General features: G+C 63.8%; 1 protein-coding gene. It reads right to left on the reverse strand.

The genetic code is table 11. The features are described from left to right. Positions 1-125: 125 nt before the first annotated feature. Positions 126-2675, reverse strand: coding sequence for a DNA topoisomerase (ATP-hydrolyzing) subunit A (locus NW809_RS11525; protein ID WP_011428933.1), 2550 nt, complete (start codon positions 2673-2675; stop codon positions 126-128). Positions 2676-3198: the final 523 nt, after the last annotated feature.

Here is a 3198-nt window from a genome sequence, read left to right on the forward strand (position 1 = left end):
CCCTAAGCCTGTCCGCCATCCCGAAGCGCCGGATCCCGGCTCCCAGCCGCCTGATTCTGCCTCGCCTGGGGATGGCTCTCTGTCCTAGCGATCCAGACTTCTGCTTTCCCCCAAAAGCTCCAGAGCTATCCAATCCCGCCCTCCGGCAGCCACTGCGGCCAAAACAGGCGCAACTCCCTAACCTGCTCCCCCTTGACCAACAGGGATCCGCCGCCGGACCGGCCTTGCAGGGGAATTTCCTCAGGAGAGAAGGAGTGTACCCGCTCGGACTCCGCGATCACATCCACTTGCAGATGGGGGTGCGCCGCCAGATCGGGGGGAAAACCCACCAAGCCCACCAAGCCATCCCCTTTGTTGGAGAAGTGAAAGGCCGACACGCCCACTTTACCCTGCTCCAGGATGGGGATCTCGCCCAGGGGTAGCCGCTTCAAATACCCCGACCGGCTGGCCAAAACTAAGATCCCTTGCGGGGGCAGCAGCGCCATACCGACGATCTGTTCTGTGCGCCCCAAACGTAGAGCTGGGGATCCCATAGCTGCCCGACCCATCAAGGGGATCTGTTCGGCGTCCAGCCGCAGCACCCGCCCGCCGGAGGTGGCCAGGACAACGCTGTAGCCTTGGTGGCCGGGATGCCAAAGGGCCGCCCAGCCCAGCTCGTCTCCTTCTTTGAGCTTCAAGACGGCGGCTCCCCGTTGGCTGAGGCCCACCAGCTCCGCCAAGGCCACCCGCTTGATCCGCCCCTGCCGGCTGAGCACCACCAAGCTGGCCTCGCCGGGAGAGTGCTCCGCACCGCTGACGCGAACGGGATCCAACGGGAAGGCGGCAACAATCGGCTCGGGGTTGGGGAGAAGGGTGACCAGAGGCACCCCCCGCGAGGAGCCGGTGCTGAGGGGGATCCCTTCGATGGGCACGGTGAAAGCCCTGCCGCTGGCGGTGAGCACCAAGATTGCCTGCTCTGGGGTCACGCATTCCAGGCTGACCAGGGTATCTTCTCCCAATTCCCGCTGCGCCGGGTTGCTGCGGGAGCGAGGCCCAGGCAGAGGCAGGCGGCGCACGTAGCCTTTGCGGGTGAGTTGCAGCAGAAAGCGGCTGTCTTCGCCGGCTTCGCCGCCGGGGATCTGGGCCGCCTCCGCTTCCAGTTCCGAGGCCGAGAGAATCTGGGTGCGCCGGGGATCCGCAAAGGTTTTTTTCAAGTGTCGCAGCTCTTTTTTCAGGTAATTCAAGAGCTTGCGGCGATCTTGCAGCAGTCCCTGCAGCTCGGCGATGCGGGCCTGCAGCTCGGCTTGCTCTTGATAGAGGCGCTCCCGCTCCAAGGTTGTCAGGCGGCGCAGGGGCATGGCCAAGATCGTCTCCGCCTGCTGGGAGGTGCAGCCTAAGCGGGTTTGCAGCTGGGCTTTGGCCGTGGCGCTATCGGGCGCTTGCCGCAGCAGGTCGATTACCCCTTCCAGATCGGCCAGGGCCAGCACCATCCCCGCCACCTCTTCGGCTTTGCGCTGTACCTGCTGCAGTTCGGCGCGAAACATCCGCTTGAGAGTGGCCTCGCGAAATTGCAAAAAGTGCTGCAAAATCTGCTTCAAGCTGAGCTGCTGGGGTTTTCCCTCCACCAAGGCCAACAGGATCACCCCAAAGGTGCTCTGCAAGGGGGTGAGCTTGTACAACTGCTGCAAAACCGCCTGCGGGTTGGCCTCCCGCTTCAGCTCCACCACCACGCGCATGCCGCTGCGATCCGACTCATCCCGCAAATCTGCGATGCCGCTGAGACGGTCTTGGGCGACCAGCTCGGCCACCTTCTCGAGCCAGGCAGCCTTGTTCACCTGATAGGGAAACTCGCTGATGATCAGGGCGGGCCGGCGGTGGCGTCCTCTGCCCGGCTGGATCTCCTCAAAGCGGGCCACTCCCCGCAGGGTGATGGAGCCGCGGCCGGTGAGGTAGGCCTCGCGGATCCCCTGGCCATCGACAATTTGGCCGCCGGTGGGAAAGTCCGGCCCCGGGATCCAGCGCAACAGCTCCTCAGGGCTGAGATCGGGCTCGTCGATCAAAGCCAGCAGGCCGTCCACCACTTCCCCCAGGTTGTGGGGCGGGATGTTGGTGGCCATGCCCACGGCAATGCCAGCAGAGCCGTTGAGCAGCAAGATGGGCAGGCGGGCCGGCAGGACGGTGGGCTCCGCCTGGGAGCCGTCGAAATTGGGCATAAAGTCCACAATTGCTTCGGAGATCCCCTGCAGAAGGGCTGTGTGGCTCAGCTCCGCCAGCCGACACTCCGTGTAGCGCATGGCCGCCGGCGGGTCGTCGTCCACCGAGCCGAAGTTGCCGTGCCCCGCCACCAGGGGGTAGCGGCTGGAAAAGTCTTGTGCCATGCGCACCAGCGCGTCATAGACCGCCTGATCCCCGTGGGGGTGATATTTCCCCAGCACGTCCCCCACGACGCGCGCGCACTTGCGGTAGGGGCGATCCGGCGTCAGGCCCAGCTCGTGCATGGCGTAGAGGATGCGGCGATGCACCGGCTTGAGGCCATCCCGCACATCCGGCAAGGCCCGCCCCACGATCACGCTCATGGCATATTCCAGGTAGGAGCGCTGCATCTCCCCCTGCAAATCGGTTACGATTACTCGCCCTAGACGGGATCCCCCACCCGATCCAGATCCCAGTCCGTCGAGAGTCAGTTGCTGAGTCATGGCTCATTAGGAGCGGAACGCTTTCCAGGTTACTGTAGCCGTTTCCGCAGCTTTTGCGACCCCACCCAGCCGCTGCCGTTTTTGAAACGGGGGAGTGGGGTGGCGGCTCCGCCGTGCTATTTGACACTCCCACCGCCTAAAGGCAGGGGATTCTTACGCAGTTCAACAACGACCTCGTAAAGGCGCTGTCAAGACGCCCCCAGACAGTTCCTCGAGACAAAGCCCCAAGGTTCTGCTTACTCTTCTGATGGCGTCAGCGGGACGAAGTCTTTGCAGGTTGGCTGAGACGTTCGGACGCTTGCCACCGGTCGGTGCTCGCCTGGGAACGGTACGCCTTGGTGGCAACTCTTGGCGAGCCACTAAAGTTGCTTACGGGCTTTTCCGCCCTGCCCTCAAGTGCAGGGCTACCAAGCTATCCTTCTCTGTAGTCGGGGTGGATCTGGGTGCAATCATGGCCGGGAACTCCATTCGTTTTGGCACTGACGGCTGGCGAGCCGTGATCGCCGATGGCTTTACCTTCCAG

The sequence above is a fragment of the Synechococcus sp. WC101 genome (assembly GCF_047461555.1).
Lineage (GTDB): Bacteria > Cyanobacteriota > Cyanobacteriia > Thermostichales > Thermostichaceae > Thermostichus.

What these genes read in the sequence shown, in the direction of transcription:
- NW809_RS11525 (WP_011428933.1), bottom strand. Translation starts at nt 2,675, where the DNA reads ATGACTCAGCAACTGACTCTCGACGGACTGGGATCTGGATCGGGTGGG.